The organism is Pirellulales bacterium (assembly GCA_035533075.1).
GTDB lineage: Bacteria > Planctomycetota > Planctomycetia > Pirellulales > JAICIG01 > DASSFG01.
The window spans coordinates 1-2,675 of sequence record DATLUO010000223.1 but is presented as its reverse complement, the minus strand read 5'-3'; the positions used below and the strand labels follow the sequence as shown (position 1 = coordinate 2,675).

Below are 2,675 nucleotides of genomic sequence, written 5' to 3'. Positions count from 1 at the left end.
GAGCTTGCGAGCGCCGGCCCGCCATAAAGCCAGAGTCGAATTCGGTGGGCCGGCGCTCGCAAGCTCGCTGGTCCCACCCTACCGTCTCGGACGCAACATCACGAAAGCCGAATATCCCATGAACGGATTCGCCCAATTCTTTAGCGACCGCCAGGCCGCCGGCGGTTTCTCCACCGAAGACACCCTGGCGGCGTTTTTGCCGCTGGCCAGGCAAGTGGTCGAGACGCACTTGTCGGGCAACGTCGCTCCGCTGGTTGGGATCGATGTCCTGCACGTCGACGAAGGCCGCGTCTGGTTCGCCGACGACCAGGCGCTCGAACCGCGGAACAACCTGGCAGCCGTGCGGCAACTGGCGCAGCCGGCCACGCGGGCCGTGGAAATCCTCGGCGAAAGCCGCCGCACCAGCGATCTCGATGCGCCCGAGCAGCTCGTCGATCTGCAGATCGGCCGGCGCGGCGAAGCGCTGACGCGGCCGGTGTACTTGCCGGGCTACGTCTGCTGGGAGCACGAGCTGGGCCATCACGATCCGCTGACCGACGTCTTCAGCCTGGGCCTGCTGTTGTCCAGCCTGGCTTGCGGACTCGATCTGAACGTGCCGGAAGAGCTGCAATCGTTCGTGGCCAATCGCGACAACCTGTTCGCCGTCAACGCGGCCCTGCACCCGGTGCTGGCCCGCGCGATCGCGCGCATGACCGAGCTCGATCGCCACCGGCGGCCGCAAGACCTGGCGGCGCTGGTGCAGAGTCTGGAGAACTACCGCGATCAGCCGGTCGATCTGTCGTACGACCCGGTGCTGGCCGAGGGCTTCGGCCGCCGCGACCTGCGGGGCAAACGGCAGCTTGTGCTGGGCCGGCTGCGGGAGCGGCTGTTCGACCTCTCGCGGCAGAACCGACTGTTGCACTTTCGCGCCACGGCTCACACCGTCAACCTGACGCACGCCTCGGTGCCGCTCTCGTTCGACGTGCGCACCATCCGTCCCGATCAGATTCTGACCTGGGGCGACGCCTTCGCCCGCGGCATCGTGGAGGGCGAAGCGGTCTCACTCAACAAGTATCTCAACTTTGCCGAAGCGATCTACTTGCCCAGCGTGCTCGACGCCATTCGTCTGGAAGCCCGCCGCGATCAGACGGAGTTCGGCTTTGCCCAACTGCGTCTGGTGCTGTGCTTTTTGCGCTGGTCCGATCTCAAGCAGTCGCCGCCGGAACGCTACGATTCGCCGCTGGTGCTGTTGCCCGTCGAGCTGACGCTGAAGAAGGGCGTGCGCGACACGTTTTGGGTGCAGGCGGCGACGACCGAGGCGGAAGTGAACCCAGTGGTGCGGCACCAGTTCAAACAGCTTTACGCCGTCGAGCTGCCCGAAACGATCGACCTGGCACAGACGGATCTGAAGGCGTTCTTTGAGTTTCTGGCGGCGAAGGTGCAAGCCAGCGAGCCGGCGGTGAATGTCAAGCTGGTCGAGCGGCCGCGCATCCGGCTGATTCACGAACGGGCACAGCGGCGATTGGAGCTTTACCGTCGGCGGCTGCGGCTGGCGGGCCGCGGCGTGCGGAGCTTTTTGGACCTCGATTACAGCTACGACCCGAACAACTACCATCCGCTTGGCTTGCGGCTGTTCAACGAACGCATCCGCCCGCCCGGCACGCGGCTGCGGCTGATCGTGGAAGGCGCCGCGCGGACGCGGCATTTCGCCGTCGCCCCGACCGACGCGCCGTCTCTTCCGGAGGATGGCCTTCCTAGGCCGTCGACGAACGAAACGGACGGCCTGGGAAGGCCATCCTCCGTTGTCGCCCCGCCGGAGGCCGACGAGAAAGAGCGGCTGCTGTTCACGCTGGAAGCCGAAACCGAGACGAACCCCTACACCTGGGAATTCGACCTTTGCAGCGTGACGTTGGGCAATTTCCGCTACCGCAAAATGTCGCTGGTCCGCGACTACTCGGCGCTGTTGGAAAATGAATCGTCCAACGCCGCCTTCGACGCCATCTTTTCGCTCGCCCCGCGCGAGGTGGCCGGCGACGACGGGCCGGCGCCGCCGCTGGAGGACCGCTACGACGTGGTGGCCTGCGATCCGACGCAGGCCGGCGCGATCGCACAGGCGCGCAGCGGCCGCAGTTGCGTGATTCAAGGGCCGCCCGGCACCGGCAAATCGCAGACGATCACCAACCTGATTGCCGACTATGTGGCCCAAGGCCGGCGAGTGCTGTTCGTTTGCGAAAAACGGGCCGCCATCGACGTGGTCTATCTTCGCCTGCGGCAACAAGGACTCGACGAGCTTTGCTCGCTGATCCACGACTCGCAGTCCGACAAAAAAGAGTTCGTGATGAACCTGAAGGGTTGTTACGAGTCGCTGCTCGAAGCATCGGGCAAGCGCCGCCCGAACCGCGAGCGACAGCGCGAGACCGCGTTGGAGGCGCTGCGCGAGCACCTGACGCCCTTGGAGCGGTTCAGCCAAGCCATGTGCTCGGTGCCCGATCGGGCCGCGGTGCCGTTGCGGTCGTTGGTCCACCGGCTGGTCGAGCTCGATGGCCGCGCGCCCGCGCTCTCGGCGTTGGAGCAGGAGCGCGTGCCGTACTACGCGGCATGGTTGGCTTCGCGGCCGCAGCTCAAACGCCTAGCCGACGCGCTCGCCGAGAGCTCGACGTGGGGCGGCCTTCCCAGGCCGTCTGCCTCGAACGACG

1 protein-coding gene is annotated in these 2,675 nt (G+C 66.2%); it reads left to right on the top strand.

All coding sequences use genetic code 11. From position 1 onward, the window contains the following. Nucleotides 1-118 precede the first annotated feature (118 nt). The coding region (locus VNH11_28585) for a DUF4011 domain-containing protein (protein HVA50346.1) at nt 119-2,675 on the top strand (2,557 nt) is incomplete at its 3' end.